The sequence below is a fragment of the Salegentibacter chungangensis genome, from assembly GCF_042678405.1.
Taxonomy (GTDB): Bacteria; Bacteroidota; Bacteroidia; order Flavobacteriales; family Flavobacteriaceae; genus Salegentibacter_A; species Salegentibacter_A chungangensis.
In genome coordinates, this window is sequence record NZ_JBHTLI010000001.1 from 1,442,339 (window position 1) to 1,459,781 (window position 17,443).

Consider the following 17,443-nt stretch of genomic DNA (forward strand, 5'->3'; position numbering starts at 1 on the left):
GAGTTTATGCTGCTAAGGAACGAATTAACCATCTTAATTACCTTGTAATACATAGTAGATGGTTCCGACCTTAGGCTAAATCTCAATAACCCCTCTACTATAAAGACGGCTCCAAAGGAAGAATGTTACATAAAAACCCGAAAAATCCTGAAATTTCATTCAGATTGTTCAATAAGCCTTTAACTTCCGAATCCTGAATAAAATAAAAATGCCCACATTCCCGTGGGAGTGTGGGCATCGCAAGATCATCAGTAACACTAACCATCAAATAAACTGATGACCCTGCCAGGGCCGGCCCTTTGTTTTTAAAGACTCGGGAAAGATTAAGTTGTTACAGTGAAGCTTAAACTTTAACTTTGTGAGAATGAAGAAAAAAACTTTGGTTCTAGGGGCGTCCTTAAAGCCTGCAAGGTATTCTAACCTGGCTATCCAAAAGCTCGTTAAGTATGATCAGCCAGTGGAAGCCATTGGTTTAAGGGAAGGAAAGGTAGCGGGGATTCCAATAAGCACCCAAAAGGAACAATTTAAGGATATTGATACGGTAACCCTGTATCTCGGGCCACCCCGTCAAAAGGAGTATTATGATTATATCATCTCCCTTGCGCCCCAACGTGTGATCTTTAATCCCGGGACCGAGAACCCGGAACTCTACAAACTTCTTAAAGAGAATGATATTGAAATTGTAGTTGGTTGTACATTAATTATGCTTTCTACGAATCAATATTAAGCCTGAAAAGGTCAGTAATCCGTTTAGGATAAGGATGAAGAAACCAAATTCAAACCCGAACCAGGCGAGACTGTTTATACTGATTATATAGGACAAAACAGGTGATAATAGCGCGATTACCGGAACCAGTTTGTCTTTCACCTGCCAATTGGTAAAGAGCCCATAGGTGTAAAGTCCTAATAATGGCCCGTAAGTATAGCCCGCAAATTCAAAAAGCTTGTTGATTACACTTTTATCGGCTATCGCGTATTTAAAGATCATCATTACAGCGATAAGCAAAAGTGAAATTCCAATATGTATCATTTTACGGATCTTCACCTGATTTTCTTCGCTGTGATTCTTTTCGATCTCCATAATATCGATACTGAAAGAGGTGGTAAGCGAGGTAAGGGCACTGTCGGCACTGGAATATGCCGCAGCTATCAAGCCAAGGATAAACAGGATTGCCACGCTGAAGCCAAGCTCCCCATTAGTGGCAATGGCCGGAAAAAGGTCGTCCCTTTGTTCGGTGATCCCATTGATTTCTGCATAATCGGTTAGCAGTAATCCAAGAGCAAGAAATGCAAAGTTCACTATAGTAAGTACAATGGTAAACCAGAAAATGTTCTTTTGGGCATCCTTGAGGTTACGGCAGGTTAGGTTCTTTTGCATCATATCCTGGTCCAGTCCCGTCATCACGATGGCTATGAATGCGCCCGAAATGAATTGTTTAAAGAAGAAATCTCTGCTTTTCCAGTCTTCAAAATAGAACATTTTTGAGAGTTCACTGTCTCCGAGATAATTGAAGAAGTTTCCTCCCGAGATCCCCAGGTCCTGGGAAATAAAGACTATCGTTATTCCTAATGCCAGCAACATAAATAGTGTTTGCAGCGTATCTGTCCAGACAATGGTGTTAATCCCGCTTCTAAAGGTGTAAAGCCAGATGAGAAGAATAGTGATGGAGACCGTCACCCAGAAGGGCACTCCCATCGCATCAAAAACTATAAGCTGTAACACATTGGCAACAAGGAATAACCTGAAGCTTGAGCCGACTATTCGGGATAGAAGGAAAAATGAAGCTCCGGTTTTGTAGGAGAAATTTCCGAAGCGTGTATCCAGATAAGTATAGATAGAGGTGAGATTGAGGCGATAGTATAACGGCATTAAAACCAGGCTTATCACCGCGTAACCTACCGTATAACCCAGTACGACCTGGAAATAACTGAACCCGCTGAATTCTACGGTTCCCGGGATGGAGATAAAGGTGATCCCGCTCAGGGAAGCACCTATCATTCCAAACGCGACCAGGTACCAGGGGGACTGCCTGTTGGCCTGAAAAAATTCGGCGTTGCTGCCGCCTCTGCTTGTTAAATAGGATATTAAGATTAATACGCCGAAATAACCGGCTATGAGTAACAGGATCTGGTAAGGTTGCATAAATTTGGGTTATTGGGGGCGAATTTACAAATTAAGCTTAAACTTCGTTTATCTGGGGCTGAAATCATCCGTCAAAAATCCATAAATTCGCAGTATGGATTTTTCTTCGAAACTTCTGGAACAGGCGGTTGACGAAATGTCTCAATTGCCGGGAATTGGAAAGCGGACGGCTCTGAGGCTAGTTTTACATCTTTTAAAACAGCCCGAAAGCCAGACCGAGCAATTGGCCGGTGCGCTTACCAAATTGCGCACCGAGATCAAGCTGTGCAGAAATTGCTTTAATATAAGTGATACGGAGCTATGCGATATTTGTGCTAATGCTTCCCGTTCTTCAGAAATTGTTTGTGTGGTTGAGGATATTCGTGATGTGATGGCCATAGAAAACACGGGTCAGTATCGCGGAATGTACCACGTGCTAGGCGGAAAGATAAGCCCTATGGACGGAGTAGGGCCTTCACAGCTTACCATTCAGCCCTTAATAGAGAAGGTGAAGGCAGGGAAGATAGACGAGATCATTTTTGCCCTTAGCAGTACTCTGGAGGGGGACACCACCAATTTTTATATTTTTAAGCAACTTGAAGGAACAGGGGTCAGGACTTCGACGATCGCCCGTGGAATTTCGGTTGGAGATGAGCTGGAATATGCCGATGAGGTTACACTGGGGCGAAGTATCACTAATCGTATCCCATTTGAAAACTCCCTGAAAAGCTGACAGAATAGAGCCTCTTAATTAAACCTCTTTTTTGAAAAAGGCTGCTTTCTCTTTCTTTTCAGCTTCCGAAATTGTATTTTTACGCGAATCCGAACCTGGTTTTTGAACCATAAGAAATCCATTATAATTCAATTTTATTGATTTTTTAATATTGATTAAGCTGAATTTTCATTAAATTCGCAAACAGAATAACAAAAAATAGCTCTCGATTATAGATATGGCAAAGTTTGAACTTAAGTTGCCCAAGATGGGCGAAAGTGTTGCTGAAGCGACCATTACAAGTTGGTTAAAAGAGGTTGGTGATACTATTGAAGCTGATGAACCTGTATTGGAAATTGCAACCGATAAGGTAGATAGTGAAGTACCAAGTGAAGTAGACGGGAAACTGGTCGAAAAACTTTTTGAAGCCGATGATGTAGTGCAGGTAGGTCAAACCATCGCTATTATCGAAACAGATTCGGAAGTTGAATCTGATGACCTGGCAATAGAAGATGATTCCCTTGAAGAGGAAGAATTTGCTGAGGAAGTTGAAGCCAGTGTAGAAACGGCTAAAGAAACTGCCTCAGGTCAGGATTATTCTGATGCTTCCCGCTTTTATTCTCCACTTGTGAAGAACATTGCTAAAGAAGAGGGTATAGGTCTTGATGAGCTTGAGAAAATAGACGGTACGGGAAAAGACGGCCGTGTAACTAAGAATGATATCCTGGCTTATGTGGAGAACAGGAACGGGCAGCCTAAGCAGGAAACCAGAACTGAGCCAAAAGGAAAATCTATAGATACAGGTAAACTTGAAAAAACAGTTGCCAAAAAAGAAGAGCCGGTAAGATCTGGTGAAGATGAGATCATAGAGATGAGCCGAATGGGCAAAATGATCGCTCACCACATGGTAGATAGCGTTCAGACTTCAGCTCACGTACAGTCTTTTATTGAAGTAGATGTGACCAATATCTGGAACTGGAGAAAGAAACATAAAGATGAATTCCAGAAAAGAGAAGGGGAGAAACTTACTTTTACCCCGATCTTTATGGAAGCCGTGGCCAAGGCAATTCGTGATTTCCCAATGATCAACATTTCGGTAAACGAAGATGCGACCAAGGTGATCAAGAAGAAAGACATCAACCTGGGAATGGCTGCAGCCCTTCCTGACGGGAACCTAATCGTTCCCGTGATCAGAAATGCTGACAGGCTGAATATTGTAGGAATGGCTAAGGCCGTGAATGATCTTGCCAGCCGTGCCAGACAGAACAAGCTTAAGCCCGATGATATTCAGGGAGGTACTTATACCGTGACCAACGTGGGTACCTTTGGAAGTATAATGGGAACTCCTATTATCAACCAGCCGCAGGTAGGTATTCTTGCTCTTGGTGCCATAAGAAAAGTGCCGGCGGTAATTGAAACCCCAGATGGAGACTTTATAGGTATCAGGTATAAGATGTTCCTTTCTCACAGCTACGATCATCGTGTGGTGAACGGAGCGCTTGGAGGACAATTTGTTCAGCGTGTTGCGCAGTATCTTGAAGGCTTCGATAAGGATAGAGAAATATAATTGTATAGATTTAAAAGTAGCCGCAAATCCGGGATCGGGTTTGCGGCTTTTTTATTTTCGGGCTTTTTTGCTAATGTCTAAAGCTTCGTTGTTTTTATGCTCAAAGCCGTAAAATATAGTATCTTTACAGGCCCAAAACCAAGTGAATTATGGAGTTAAACCTCACTAAACCTATATGTTTTTTCGATCTGGAAGCAACAGGGACCAACCTGGCGAAAGACCGCATCGTCGAAATATCTATTCTGAAAATATTCCCTAACGGAAATAAGGAAAGCAAGACCTGGCTGGTGAATCCTGAGAGAGACATTCCGGCTGAAGTGATCGCAATTCACGGAATTTCGAACGAAAAAGTGGCGAATGAGCCTACCTTTAAAGACTTATCCCAGAAGGTTTATGAGATGATTAAAGGCTGTGACCTTGCAGGCTATAATTCGAACAGGTTCGATATTCCGTTATTGGTGGAGGAGCTTCTTCGCGCCGATATCGATTTTGATATGAAGAATGTAGTGGCTGTAGATGTACAGACCATTTTTCATAAAAAGGAACAAAGAACACTTTCTGCAGCCTATAAATTTTATTGCGAGAAAGACCTTGATGGCGCCCATAGCGCCGAAGCCGATACTAATGCTACTTACGAAGTGCTGAAATCACAACTGGATAAGTACAATGATCTGGAGAATGATATGAAGTGGCTGGCACAGTACAGCGCCAGGAAACGCTTTGCCGATTTCGCCGGATTCATCGTTTTTGATAAAAAGGGAAATGAAGTTTTTGGTTTTGGAAAGTACAAGGGCAAGTTGGTGGAAAAAGTGCTCGAAGAGGAGCCGGGCTACTTCGGCTGGATCCAGAATGCCGACTTTCCGTTATATACCAAGAAAGTGCTTACCGCTATTAAACTCAGAAAGTTGAATACTAAACTGAAATAATTTTTTCAAGGCTTAAAGAACTTATGAAGATCATCTGTATAGGGCGAAATTACACAGAGCATATTTCAGAATTAAAGAACGAAAAACCTGAAGATCCGGTAATCTTTATGAAACCGGATACTTCTGTTTTATTAAAAAAACAGCCCTTTTTTATTCCCGATTTTTCTGAAGAGGTGCATCACGAAGTTGAGGTTTTGGTGAAGATCAAGAAGGTGGGAAAGCATATTCAGGAGAAATTTGCTCATAAATATTACGATGAGATTGGCTTGGGAGTAGATTTTACCGCCAGAGACCTTCAGCAGAAACTGAAGGAAAAAGGTCTGCCCTGGGAGAAGGCAAAAGCCTTTGATGGCGCTGCCGTAGTGGGTAGAAAATGGATCGATAAAAAATCTATAGAAGACCTGAATGATTTGAATTTCAGCCTTCAGAAAAATGATGAGATCGTGCAAAAAGGCAATACCTCTTTTATGTTATGGAAGATTGATGAATTAATTGCTTATATTTCTTCTTTCTTTACCCTTAAAATTGGGGATATTATTTTTACCGGTACTCCCGCGGGAGTAGGGAAAGTAGCAGCAAATGACAGGTTGACCGGCTTTATTGAGGAACAACAAATTTTTTCTATCCAAATAAAATAACATGAGCAGCTACAATTTAGAGGAAGTAAAAGAAATGGCAGGAGGCGATGACGATTTTATGAAAGTGGTTGTCCAGACCTTTCTGGAAGAGATCCCGCCTGATGTTGAGGCGATGAATGAAGCGATCTCGAACGGAAATTCCACGCTTGCCTATCAGTACGCCCACAAAATGAAACCGAATCTTCAGTTGTTTGGTTTAGAACTTATGGATGAGATAAAGGTGATAGAAACCTGGTCCAAGGCTAATAAGAATGGGAAAGAAGTGCCGGGTGCCGCTGCAACCATTACTAAAAAAGTGAATGTTGCAAGTATAGCCCTTAAACGTGATTTTGAGATAGAATGACAGCCGAGATAATAACCGTTGGAGACGAGATCCTGATCGGTCAGATTGTAGACACTAATTCGTCTTTTATAGCCAAAGAGCTGGATAAAATAGGAATTGCGGTACATCAGATAACCGCTGTGGAAGATGAAAGAAATCATATTCTTTCAACATTGGAGGCGGCCCATCAAAGAGCCGATGTGGTTATAATTACGGGTGGATTGGGGCCTACCAAAGATGACCTTACCAAAGACTGTCTTTGCGAGTATTTCGATGATGAACTGGTGCTAAACGAAGAGGTGCTGTCTCATATAAAATTACTTTTCGAAAAATATATAGACACTCCTTTTTCAGAGCTTAACCGCCAGCAGGCATTTTTACCTGCTAGTGCAGATGTGCTTTTTAACAGGTACGGAACCGCGGCGGGAATGTGGTTTGAAAAGGAAGGTAAAGTTTACGTTTCTTTACCGGGAGTTCCTTTTGAGATGAAGGCTTTAATGGAGGAGCAGGTGTTGCCAAAACTTCAGGAAAGCTTCAAAAGACCTTTTATCGTACATAAGACCGTTATTACTTATGGAATGGGTGAAAGTTCTCTGGCAGAAAAACTGGAGTTCTGGGAAGAAAACCTTCCTGATTATATAAAGCTTGCCTATTTGCCTAATCTTGGCAAAGTAAGGTTAAGGCTTACCGGCAGGGGGACAAACCTCGAACAGCTCGAGGATACCATAAATAAACTTGTGACGAGCCTTCACTCCATAATAGGAGAAATAATTGTGGGCTATGAAGATGAGAACTCTATCGAAGTTCAAATAGGACATTTGCTGGCTTCTGAAGGAAGAAGCTTGGCTACTGCCGAAAGTTTTACCGGAGGACGAATCGGGAGTTTACTTGCCAGTCCTCCGGGGGCATCCAATTATTACAAAGGAACTGTGGTTAGTTACGCTACCAGTGTGAAGCAGGATGTTCTTGAGATCCCTGAAAAATTAATACAAAAGCACAGTGTTGTGAGCAGCCAGGTGGCCGAAGCTATGGCTCGGAATGTTAAACGCATTTTTAAGACTGATTTTGCGATCTCTACCACCGGAAATGCAGGCCCTACTAAGGGAGATAGTGAGGAAGAGATAGGAACGGTATTTATTGGTATTGCCACACCAGCCGGGGTCTATTCCAAAAAATTTGTATTGGGGAATCATAGGGAAAAGGTGATTGGAAAAGCCGTGAATAAAAGTATGGAACTTCTCCTGGAAGAAGTATTTAAAAATTCAGAAAAGGCCGGATAAATTTCCCGGTTGTATTTGCCTGGTTTTCATAAATTTTAAGCTCTGTTCTTCTGCTAAAAGCTTCTTCTGGTTGTTTCCTTTAAATTGAACATAAAGACTGTAGAGGAATTTTATTTGCTTTCCGGTTTTCGGATTGCAGGATTATGATTACTTTTGCACAGGCTAGCCCTTTAAATACAACGATTTTAATTCCAACTCTAGCTTTCCTGAAAATATTTCGAAACACTGAAAATATTTTTAAAATTGATGTTGGTAATTAGGTAAAAAAATCGTTAATTTGCAGCCTGTTTTGAAATAACGAGATAAAGAATAGAGCAATGTCAAGAGTTTGTGAACTTACGGGAAAAAGAGCGATGGTCGGGAACAATGTTTCTCACGCAATGAATAAGACCAAGCGTAAATTTAATGCCAATTTGGTGAAAAAGCGCTTTTTCATTCCTGAAGAAGATAAATGGATCACTTTAAAAGTTTCCACTTCAGCACTTAAAGATATTAATAAAAAAGGCATCTCTGCTGTAATCAAAGAAGCAAGGGAAAAAGGATTCTTGAAAAAATAATCCTAAGCATTAAAACAAAACACTATGGCAAAGAAAGGTAACAGGGTACAGGTTATACTAGAGTGTACAGAACATAAAGGAACCGGAAAACCGGGAACTTCAAGATACATTACTACTAAGAATAAAAAGAATACACCGGACAGATTGGAGTTAAAGAAATTTAACCCGATCCTTAAGAAAATGACGGTTCATAAAGAGATAAAATAATTGAGTCATGGCAAAGAAATCAGTAGCATCTATACAGACAGGGTCCAAAAGATTGACCAAAGCGATAAAAATGGTTAAATCTGAAAAATCTGGTGCCTATACTTTTGTTGAAGCAATTATGGCTCCGGAAGACGTGAACGACTATTTGAAGAAAAAGTAATCGAAGATATTCGTTATTAAGAATATATGTAAAGCCGTCCGGATCTTATCGGGACGGCTTTTTCTTTTTGTTTATATTTACATTCGCATTTCGGGAACATCATCCCCGGAATTTTTTAGATTTTAAACCTGCCAAAAAATGAGTTTATTTAAAAAAATATTTTCCAAAGAGAAGAAGGAAACCCTGGATAAAGGCCTTGAAAAGTCTAAGACCACCTTCCTTTCCAAAATGAGTAAGGCTGTTGCCGGAAAGTCTAAAGTAGATGATGAGGTTTTAGACGATTTGGAAGATGTGCTTGTAAGTAGTGATGTAGGTGTTGCTACCACCATCAAGATCATAAACAGGATAGAAGAGCGCGTTGCACGCGATAAATATCTTGGTACAGCAGAGCTTAATGAGATCCTTCGGGAAGAAATCGCCGCTCTAATGGCGGAAACCAATACCGGCGAAGAAACAGACTTCTATGTGCCCAATAATAAACCTCATGTGATTATGGTGGTTGGGGTGAATGGTGTAGGGAAGACCACTACAATTGGTAAGCTTGCTCACCAGTTCAAAAAAGCCGGAAAGAATGTAATGCTTGGTGCTGCCGATACCTTCAGGGCAGCAGCTATAGATCAGCTTCAGATCTGGGCAGACAGGACCGATGTGCCTATCATTAAACAAAAAATGGGAAGTGATCCCGCTTCCGTGGCATATGATGCTGTACAAAGTGCAGTAAAGAATAACGCCGATGTGGTTTTGATCGATACGGCAGGGAGACTTCATAACAAGGTAAACCTGATGAACGAGCTTTCTAAGGTAAAGCGCGTGATGCAGAAGGTCGTGCCAGATGCACCTCACGAAGTGCTGTTGGTACTTGACGGTTCTACCGGACAGAACGCCTTTGAACAGGCCAAACAGTTTACTGCAGCCACAGAGGTGACCTCCCTGGCTGTGACCAAACTCGACGGAACTGCAAAAGGAGGTGTGGTGATTGGGATCAGTGATCAGTTCAAAATTCCGGTTAAATACATTGGAGTGGGAGAAGGGGTTGAAGATCTGCAGGTTTTCAACAAATACGAGTTTGTAGATTCTTTCTTTAAGTAGTAGATTAGGGGAAAATACATCCCTATGCACAGGTTTCTCTTTTTTCTTTTCCTCACAGCAGGAATTCTCAATGCCCAGAATAAAACAGAAAAGGAGAAGGACAGCATTAAGGAAAAGGAGTACAAAGTACTCGATTCCAGGTTTATCAATGTAGATTCTTTATGGGCTCCCTTTGACAGGGAGCTGGATAACTTCGGTAAAAGCCGATATTCTGAAGTTGCGCCTTATATCTTCGAAAAAGATATTCCCGAGATACAGAAAGCCGTAAAAAACTCGAAGTTCACTTACGAGGAACTGGCACTATATTACCTGTATCGCATCAGGAAATTTGACAGGGAGAATAAGCTTTCTCTCAATTCGGTTATTTCGGTTAATCCTGAAATTCTTGCTGAAGCAAGAAAAAAGGACCAACTCAGGAAGAAATCCGTTTCAAGGAATTCTATCTATGGTATTCCGGTCCTGCTCAAAGACAATATCAATACAGAATCTGTTCCTACTACCGCAGGGGCAGAAGTTTTGAAAAACAATCAGACTTCAGACGCATATATCACCAAAAGACTTAAAGAGAATGGAGCGCTTATCCTGGGAAAAGCCAACTTAAGTGAATGGGCTTATTTCTTTTGTGGCGATTGTCCTAGTGGATATTCGGCTATGGGCGGACAAACCTTAAATCCGTATGGCAGGAAGATACTGGATACGGGAGGCTCGAGTTCAGGCAGTGCAGTTGCAGTTGCGGCCAATCTTGCGCCGGTTGCTGTAGGTTCCGAGACATCGGGGTCTATATTGTCTCCTGCAAGCCAGAATTCGGTGGTGGGGCTGAAACCCACAATAGGAGTACTAAGCCGGGGAGGTATTATCCCGATTTCGGGCACACTGGATACTCCGGGACCCATCACGAGATCGGTGATAGATAATGCCATCCTTCTTTCCGCGATGAGCGGAAGAGATTCTTTAGATAATTCAACGAAAGCTAATCCCAAGGCCATAACGGATTATCAGAAAAAGCTGAAGAAGCTTAAAGGAACTTCTCTCAAGGGAAAACGTTTTGGAGCGATTAAGGGATTGATGAAAGATTCCGTATACTCCCGGGCTGTATCCGACCTAAGGAAAGCCGGGGCCGAAATCATAGAATTTCAGGCTGAAGAAATTCAGCTTCCTAATTTTCTCAGGTTGCTGAACCTGGATATGAAAAAGGATCTGCCGGCCTATTTTAAGAATTATGCCGGAGATGTTCCTGTAAATTCGGTAAAAGATGTGTTGCTCTATAATTATCAGGATAAGGAAAACAGGGCTCCATACGGGCAGGCTCTTTTTGAGGGGATTGTGCAGGATACTGCAACTGCAGAAGAATTTGCGGCTATCAAGGACACCCTTAAAACAAACGGAAGAAAGTTCTTTGATGTGCCAATGAAGAAATACAATCTGGATGCCATTTTATCTGTTAATAACAAACACGCGGGTTTTGCAGCTGTAGCCAAGTACCCGGCGATAACCGTTCCGATGGGCTTTAGCGAAAATAATGCTCCTAAGGGTATTACATTTATCGCAAGGCCTTTTATGGAAACCGAATTATTGCAGTGGGCTTACATTTTTGAAATGTCCACCAAATATCGTAAACCACCAGAAAAATATACCGATTAATATGTCTCACAGGAATCTTGTTTTGATCTCCAAGATCATTTTTTTCTATAGTATTTTCTATGTCATAATGAAGCTCATAGCTGTTTTTAAAGGAGCCTGGCCGGAACCTAATCTTATCCTTATGTTGCCATACCTGCTATTTGCTTTAATTGGCGGCTATATGATGAAAACTGATAAATATCACTGGGCTTATGTAATTGCGGGAGTGATCGTAATAAGTCTGGTGCGGTATTTTGAAAAGGACTGGATGGTAGCCCTGCATCAATATTTCAATTAAGGAAGATGGCTCAAAAGAATAGCACAAGATCATATCCGTCTGAAGTTTATTTCAACGGCGAATGGATGCCTTACGATCAGGCCAAAATATCTGTTTTCGATCGCGGGTTTATGCTTGGAGACGGGCTTTATGAGGTGACCCCGTTTTATGAAGGAAAGCCTTTTCGGCTCGAGGACCATCTGGCACGATTGGAGTATTGCCTTAATGAAATAATGATAGATTTTGATACTTCTTCGCTGAAGGCTTTGAAGCTTGAAGCGGTTTCCCGTGCCGGTTTGTCCCAAAAAGATGCTGCCGTATATATGCAGGTTAGTCGGGGAGTGGCTCCAAGAACTCATTATTTTCCGGAGGATGTAAAACCCACCTTTCTGATGTATGCGTTTCCGGTTAAGCTGGAGGGATTTCAACATAAGCAATGGCGGGTTCTGGTTTCTGAAGATCTTCGCTGGCATCGATGTGATATTAAATCGACCTCGCTTTTGGCCAATATCAAATCCAACTCAGAATCACATCGTTTAGGCCTGGATGAAAATCTTCTGACCCGCGACGGTTATTTTACCGAAGGTTCCCATTCCACTATCTTTTTTATCAGGAATGGCATAGCTTATACTCATCCCGAAGGTCCTCAGATCCTTTCCGGGATTACCCGAAAGGTGGTTATAGAGCTTTGCAGGGAATTGAATATTCCTGTTAAGGAACAGGCATTTCCTGTTTCAGAACTGGAAAGTGTTGATGAAGTATTTCTTACCGGGACTACCACCCAGGTTATGGCGGTCAGCGAGATGATTTCCGAAGGAAAAACCATCTATGCTCAGCCTGAGATTGGCCCGGTAACCCGAAAGCTCCAGGAAGCTTTTGTAGCAAAAACAAGGAATTTGTAGACTTATTCAGGGATCACTTGGTATTTCCTTAAAACAGGAAGGACTTTTTCCATTGGGATAGCCTTTATTGTGTGCCCCTGAAAGCCTGTAGAGGTTTCGGCCATAAACAGGGAATTCAGGATGGCTTCTTCGGTAGCTTCTATAGCAGCCATAAAAATGGGTGACATTAGCCTGTTAGGAACATTTTTAGTTTCTAATATTTCAGATTTGATCTCATAGGGGATCCGGTTCTCTTCCGCGGTGGAAAAGGCGATCACGTAATCCCCGCTGCCGTTGGAGGCTATGCCTCCGGTTTTAGCGAGCCCCATAAAAGCACGTTTTGCGAGTCTCTTCAGGTTCCTGCTGTCCAGCGGTGCATTGGTAGCCACAACGATCATACAGGAGCCATCGGCGCTTTGCATTAGTTTATCGTTAAAGGGATACCGCCCGAGTTCCTCTCCTATGGGTGCTCCGTCTATTTGCAGGTTTCCTCCAAAATTGCTTTGTACCATCACTCCAATAGTGTATCCGCCAAGGCTTTCCGGGAGTTTTCGGGAGGAGGTGCCTATTCCGCCTTTAAAACCGAAAGCCACGGTACCGGTGCCGGCACCAATGTTTCCTTCTTCGGTATTATCTTCAGCAGCCTTTTCAATGGCAGAGATCACATCCGGTATTTGAACGTGCTGCCCCCTGATATCATTAAGGTAACCATCATTGGTTTCACCAACCACGGCATTCACCGAGTGTACCTCTTCATTTCCTTCAAGCCCCAGGCTATACTGAATAACGGCATTCATCCCGGTGGCCACATCAAGAGTATTGGTGAGGATAATGGGAGTTTCAATATTTCCGAGTTCTTCTACCTGTGTGGTTCCGGCAAGTTTTCCAAACCCATTTCCAACATACACGGCAGCCGGAACTTTCTGCTGAAAGATATTTCCGCCGTGGGGAAGTATGGCGGTCACCCCGGTTCGCACCGAATCACCTTTCACCAAAGTGGTATGCCCCACTTTAACTCCTGCAACGTCTGTGATCGCGTTCTTTTTGCCTGTAGGAATAACACCGATTTTGATATCCAGATCGCGGGCTCGCTGTTGGGCGTTTAGGGAAGAAAATAATAGTAAGCCTGCAGTCAGGCAGAGGAGTAGGTTTTTCATTGATGTTAAATTTCAGCATTTCAAGATACAAAATCTGTATTTTAGATTTATGCCGGTCTTAAAAGCTTATGGTCTAAGCTCCTGTAATTCTAATTTTAGATTGTATCTTTGCACCCGCCTAATCCGGAAATGATTTTTCTTCTGTAGCAGAAAAGGCGAAAATTAAGATTGCATACTATGAGAACGAAGTCGAGAAAGAAGAATAAGATTAATGTGGTAACCCTTGGGTGTAGCAAGAACGTGTATGACAGTGAGGTGCTGATGGGGCAGCTGAAGGCCAATAAAAAGGATGTTGTTCACGAAGAGGACGGAAACATAGTGGTGATCAATACCTGTGGTTTTATTGATAATGCGAAGGAACAATCGGTGAACACCATTCTTGAATTCGTTGAAAGAAAGGAGCAGGGCGAAGTGGACAAGGTTTTTGTGACGGGATGTTTGAGCGAGCGGTATAAACCGGACCTGCAAAAGGAGATCCCTAATGTAGACCAGTATTTTGGAACTACAGAATTACCAGGATTGCTTAAGGCTCTTGAAGCCGATTATAAACACGAACTTCTTGGGGAAAGACTTACTACCACTCCAAAGAACTATGCTTTTCTTAAGATCGCTGAAGGTTGTGACAGGCCTTGCTCGTTTTGTGCTATTCCTTTAATGCGTGGAGGTCATAAATCCACCCCCATAGAAAACCTGGTGCAGGAAGCAAAGAATCTTGCTGCCAACGGGGTAAAAGAACTGATACTTATTGCGCAGGACCTTACTTATTACGGGCTTGATCTTTATAAAAAACGCAACCTTGCCGAATTACTTGAGAATCTTGTGCAGGTTGAAGGAATAGAGTGGATTCGTCTGCACTACGCATTCCCTACAGGATTTCCTATGGATGTGCTTGATGTGATGAAGCGAGAGCCTAAGATCTGTAACTACCTTGATATTCCGCTTCAGCATATTTCAGACGATCTATTAAAATCTATGCGTCGCGGGACCACCCACGAAAAGACGACCAAGCTCCTGAAGGAATTCAGAAACAGGGTCCCGGAAATGGCCATCAGGACGACGCTTATTGTAGGCTATCCCGGGGAGACCGAAGAGCATTTTCAGGAACTCAAAGAGTGGGTGAAGGAAATGCGTTTTGAACGTCTGGGATGCTTTACCTATTCTCACGAAGAGAATACTCACGCTTATAATCTCGAGGACGATGTGCCTCAGGAAGTGAAGCAGGATCGTGCCAACGAGATTATGGAAATCCAGTCCCAGATCTCCTGGGAGCTGAACCAGGAAAAGATCGGGCAGACCTTTAGAGTGGTCATAGACCGCAAAGAAGGGAACTACTTTATTGGCCGTACCGAATTCGATTCTCCCGATGTGGACAATGAAGTGATGATAGATGCTACTTCAGTATACCTGAAAACAGGAGAATATTACGAGGTAAAGGTTACCGATGCCGCCGATTTTGACCTGTTTGCCGAGCCACTTAACGTAACTGCTGAAAAACCGAAAAGAAAGGAAATTAAAGTCCGCTCCGTTTAGGCTAAAGTGATGCTCTTGTCGAGATAAACACTTTGCACGCTTTCAAGGATCTTCACACCTTCTTTTAATGGTCGCTGGAAAGCTTTTCTGCCCATAATAAGCCCGCAGCCTCCTGCGCGTTTGTTTATAACGGCTGTTCTTACTGCTTCCTTATAATCGGATTCTCCTTTGGAGCCTCCTCCGGAATTGATCAGGCCTATTTTACCCATATAGCAATTGGCTACCTGTAACCGGCAAAGATCGATAGGATGATCTGTTGTAAGGCTTTCATACATTTCATCGTTATACTTTCCGAAGCCTATCTCCCTGAAGCCGAAATTGGTTTCCGGTAATTTCTGCTTAATGATATCTGCCTGGATGGTCACCCCAAGGTGGTTGGCCTGTCCCGTAAGGTCGGCCGCACTGTGGAAATCTTCTTTTTCGGTTTTGAATTCGCTGTTCCTGGTATAGCACCATAAGATCGTGGCCATCCCCAGCTGATGGGCTTCTTCAAAGGCAGCCGCAATTTCCTGTAACTGCCTGTTACTTTCTTTAGAGCCGAAATAAATGGTGGCCCCCACGGCAATGGCTCCGAGATTCCAGGCTTCCCGAACCGATCCGAACAGGATCTGGTCATATTTGTTGGGATAGGTAAGGAGTTCGTTATGATTCAGCTTTACGATAAAAGGCACTTTATAGGCGTATTTCCTTGAATGCCTTGCAAGCACCCCAAAGGTGGAGGCCACCCCGTTACTACCGGCCGCAAGGGCTAATTTCACGATATTTTCAGGGTCAAAGTAATCCTGGTTCTTATAAAAGGAAAAGGCCGCGGAATGTTCAATCCCCTGGTCTATGGGAAGGATGTTAATGTAGCCCGTGCCGCCAAGGTTCCCGTGGTTATAAAGCTGGGCCAGGCTTCTTAGCACCTGCGGATTGCGGTTGCTGTCAATAAAACTTTCTACGGTACCTTCAGCTGCATTTTTTATCCTGTTTTTAGGAATCTTCTTGCATTCATAATTAAGGTAATATTCTGCATCATCACCCAGTATTTCTGAAATATTGGTCTGGTCTTTCATAATATTAGAGTTTTTTCGGTTAGTATTATTAGATCCCAAAGGGATAGGTTTCGGGTAAAAGATCCCAGTTAGGCTTAATTTTTAACGGATGCAGCCCTCTGGTTTCGTCTATAAAAACAAAGGCATCATACCTTTCTGATACCCGGGAGGGCACGTAATTGCCCCGTTCGTAGGCCGGGTCATACACTACACCAACAGCTCTGTGCCCCATTTTCTCCTCAAAGGCTTCAAAAAGATCTTCTTCTTCAAAAATTAAAAGTTTGTCAGCCGGTTCTACCTGGTGCAGGTTATATTCCAGGCTTCCTGCTATGGCTTCCGGCAGTTCCATCTCCTGCATAGGTGCACCCCAACTTCTTCCGGCAATCACCGAGCCCTTATAAGAGCCGAAGCCCACAAGCACTACTTCATCACGTGAGTGTTGTTCCCTGGCCAGCTGTCCAATGTTTATGAGGTCGCCTAAAGCCATATCCGTAGCCCGGGCATCTCCAATATGGGTGTTATGCCCCCATACGATCACCTTCGCCTCCGGGCCGTGATGTTTCATAAGGGTGTTCAGGCTTTCCATCATATGCCTGTCTCTGATGTTCCAGGAATCGTCCCCGAAGCCTGAAGTGGCTTTATAGTATTTTTCGGCATTGGCCATTACCAGGGTATTGAGTTCTGCATTAAGGCCGGCCTCCTCGTGAGAATCATATTGCGAAGCTTTTTCCCTGACCGTCCTAAGCAATTTGACCACTTCCTTTTCACAGCCAGGCCGGGCAGAGCTGAAAACAGAGGTGAATTGCCTCTCCTTGTAAGGTTCAAGACAGGCGAGTGCTTCTTTGGCAATTTTTGCCGTTTTAGGATCCTCCTTTTCCAGGTAGTTTATAATGATCTCTATAGACTCCCAAAGGCTGTAAATATCAAGCCCGTAGAATCCAACTCTCTTTTGTTTCGGTAAATTATGATTATGATTATGATCTCTAAGCCAGGTGGCGAGAGCAGCAATTTCCCAATTGGCCCACATCCAGGTTGGCCAGCGATCAAATTCCTTCAGAATATCTTCTATCTTACGGTCCTGGTTGATGTAACCTTTTACCCATTCGTTGATCTTATAACAATCGGGCCAGTCGCCTTCTACGGCGATAAACGAAAAGCCTTTCTCTTCGATCAGCCTTTTGGATATCCGGGCCCTCCAGGTGTAGTATTCGTGCGTGCCGTGGCTTGCTTCCCCAAGAAAGACATAATGTGCATCTCCAATCCTTTCCAGCAAGGGGTCGAGATCTGAAGTGTTTTCTAAAGGGTGGAAACATTTGGGATCTACCTCTTCTGCCGGATTATAAAATGCCATCTTTAAGTTAGTT

The 17,443-nt window shown here is 43.0% G+C and carries 19 protein-coding genes; 15 read left to right on the forward strand and 4 right to left on the reverse strand.

What is annotated here, in order from left to right; translation table 11 throughout:
• Positions 1 to 364 precede the first annotated feature (364 nt).
• Positions 365 to 727 carry a CoA-binding protein gene (locus ACFQ3Q_RS06520; RefSeq protein ID WP_380744098.1) on the forward strand — a complete coding sequence of 121 codons (363 nt, stop codon included), beginning with the start codon at positions 365 to 367 and terminating at the stop codon, positions 725 to 727.
• Here the strand turns inward: ACFQ3Q_RS06520 and ACFQ3Q_RS06525 are convergent.
• The gene (locus tag ACFQ3Q_RS06525) at positions 698 to 2,143 is read right to left on the reverse strand and encodes a sodium:solute symporter (RefSeq protein WP_380744100.1); all 1,446 of its coding nucleotides are present in this window, start codon (positions 2,141 to 2,143) and stop codon (positions 698 to 700) included. The genes ACFQ3Q_RS06520 and ACFQ3Q_RS06525 overlap by 30 nt on opposite strands.
• A 94-nt stretch (positions 2,144 to 2,237) precedes the next feature.
• On the opposite strand from ACFQ3Q_RS06525, the gene recR reads away from it, so the two are divergent.
• The 13 genes from recR to ACFQ3Q_RS06590 all read left to right on the forward strand — a co-directional run bounded on the left by recR (position 2,238) and on the right by ACFQ3Q_RS06590 (position 12,379).
• Positions 2,238 to 2,855: a recombination mediator RecR gene (gene recR / locus ACFQ3Q_RS06530; RefSeq protein ID WP_380744102.1), complete on the forward strand. Its 618-nt coding sequence runs from the start codon at positions 2,238 to 2,240 to the stop codon at positions 2,853 to 2,855.
• 217 nt (positions 2,856 to 3,072) lie between these two features.
• Positions 3,073 to 4,401, forward strand: a complete 1,329-nt coding sequence (locus ACFQ3Q_RS06535; protein WP_380744104.1) for a dihydrolipoamide acetyltransferase family protein — start codon at positions 3,073 to 3,075, stop codon at positions 4,399 to 4,401.
• 149 nt (positions 4,402 to 4,550) lie between these two features.
• Entirely contained in the window at positions 4,551 to 5,327 is a 777-nt protein-coding gene (locus ACFQ3Q_RS06540; RefSeq protein ID WP_380744106.1) for an exonuclease domain-containing protein, read from the forward strand.
• A gap of 23 nt (positions 5,328 to 5,350) precedes the next feature.
• Positions 5,351 to 5,965, forward strand: a complete 615-nt coding sequence (locus ACFQ3Q_RS06545; protein ID WP_380744107.1) for a fumarylacetoacetate hydrolase family protein — start codon at positions 5,351 to 5,353, stop codon at positions 5,963 to 5,965.
• A gap of 1 nt (position 5,966) precedes the next feature.
• A complete protein-coding gene (locus tag ACFQ3Q_RS06550; protein ID WP_380744110.1) occupies positions 5,967 to 6,308 on the forward strand; it encodes an Hpt domain-containing protein in 342 nt (113 codons plus the stop codon).
• A complete protein-coding gene (locus ACFQ3Q_RS06555) occupies positions 6,305 to 7,567 on the forward strand; it encodes a competence/damage-inducible protein A (protein ID WP_380744112.1) in 1,263 nt (420 codons plus the stop codon). Before ACFQ3Q_RS06550 ends, ACFQ3Q_RS06555 begins: the two co-directional genes overlap by 4 nt.
• 317 nt (positions 7,568 to 7,884) lie before the next feature.
• On the forward strand, positions 7,885 to 8,124 hold the full coding sequence (gene rpmB / locus ACFQ3Q_RS06560) for a 50S ribosomal protein L28 (RefSeq protein WP_380744114.1): 240 nt from the start codon (positions 7,885 to 7,887) through the stop codon (positions 8,122 to 8,124).
• A 24-nt stretch (positions 8,125 to 8,148) separates the two neighbouring features.
• Entirely contained in the window at positions 8,149 to 8,331 is a 183-nt protein-coding gene (gene rpmG / locus ACFQ3Q_RS06565) for a 50S ribosomal protein L33 (RefSeq protein ID WP_380744115.1), read from the forward strand.
• Between the two features lie 7 nt (positions 8,332 to 8,338).
• Positions 8,339 to 8,491, forward strand: a complete 153-nt coding sequence (locus ACFQ3Q_RS06570; protein WP_380744117.1) for a DUF4295 domain-containing protein — start codon at positions 8,339 to 8,341, stop codon at positions 8,489 to 8,491.
• Between the two features lie 138 nt (positions 8,492 to 8,629).
• Complete coding sequence (gene ftsY / locus ACFQ3Q_RS06575; protein WP_380744119.1) at positions 8,630 to 9,580, forward strand: signal recognition particle-docking protein FtsY; 951 nt, start codon at positions 8,630 to 8,632, stop codon at positions 9,578 to 9,580.
• Between the two features lie 24 nt (positions 9,581 to 9,604).
• Entirely contained in the window at positions 9,605 to 11,221 is a 1,617-nt protein-coding gene (locus tag ACFQ3Q_RS06580; protein ID WP_380744121.1) for an amidase family protein, read from the forward strand.
• 1 nt (position 11,222) lies between these two features.
• Positions 11,223 to 11,498, forward strand: coding sequence for a hypothetical protein (locus ACFQ3Q_RS06585; protein WP_380744123.1), 276 nt, complete (start codon positions 11,223 to 11,225; stop codon positions 11,496 to 11,498).
• A gap of 5 nt (positions 11,499 to 11,503) precedes the next feature.
• Complete coding sequence (locus ACFQ3Q_RS06590; RefSeq protein ID WP_380744125.1) at positions 11,504 to 12,379, forward strand: aminotransferase class IV; 876 nt, start codon at positions 11,504 to 11,506, stop codon at positions 12,377 to 12,379.
• Positions 12,380 to 12,381: 2 nt separating this feature from the next.
• On the opposite strand, the gene ACFQ3Q_RS06595 is transcribed toward ACFQ3Q_RS06590, so the two are convergent.
• Entirely contained in the window at positions 12,382 to 13,515 is a 1,134-nt protein-coding gene (locus tag ACFQ3Q_RS06595) for a DmpA family aminopeptidase (RefSeq protein WP_380744127.1), read from the reverse strand.
• Between the two features lie 177 nt (positions 13,516 to 13,692).
• Between ACFQ3Q_RS06595 and rimO the strand changes: the two genes are divergently transcribed.
• Complete coding sequence (gene rimO, locus ACFQ3Q_RS06600) at positions 13,693 to 15,045, forward strand: 30S ribosomal protein S12 methylthiotransferase RimO (protein ID WP_380744129.1); 1,353 nt, start codon at positions 13,693 to 13,695, stop codon at positions 15,043 to 15,045.
• On the opposite strand, the gene ACFQ3Q_RS06605 is transcribed toward rimO, so the two are convergent.
• Together ACFQ3Q_RS06605 and ACFQ3Q_RS06610 are read right to left on the reverse strand one after the other, a co-directional pair.
• Positions 15,042 to 16,100, reverse strand: coding sequence for a class I fructose-bisphosphate aldolase (locus ACFQ3Q_RS06605; protein WP_380744131.1), 1,059 nt, complete (start codon positions 16,098 to 16,100; stop codon positions 15,042 to 15,044). The two genes, rimO and ACFQ3Q_RS06605, sit on opposite strands and share 4 nt — an antisense overlap.
• 28 nt (positions 16,101 to 16,128) lie before the next feature.
• Positions 16,129 to 17,430 (reverse strand): erythromycin esterase family protein, encoded by a 1,302-nt coding sequence (locus tag ACFQ3Q_RS06610; RefSeq protein ID WP_380744133.1) that lies wholly within the window; start codon positions 17,428 to 17,430, stop codon positions 16,129 to 16,131.
• Between the last annotated feature and the right edge of the window lie 13 nt (positions 17,431 to 17,443).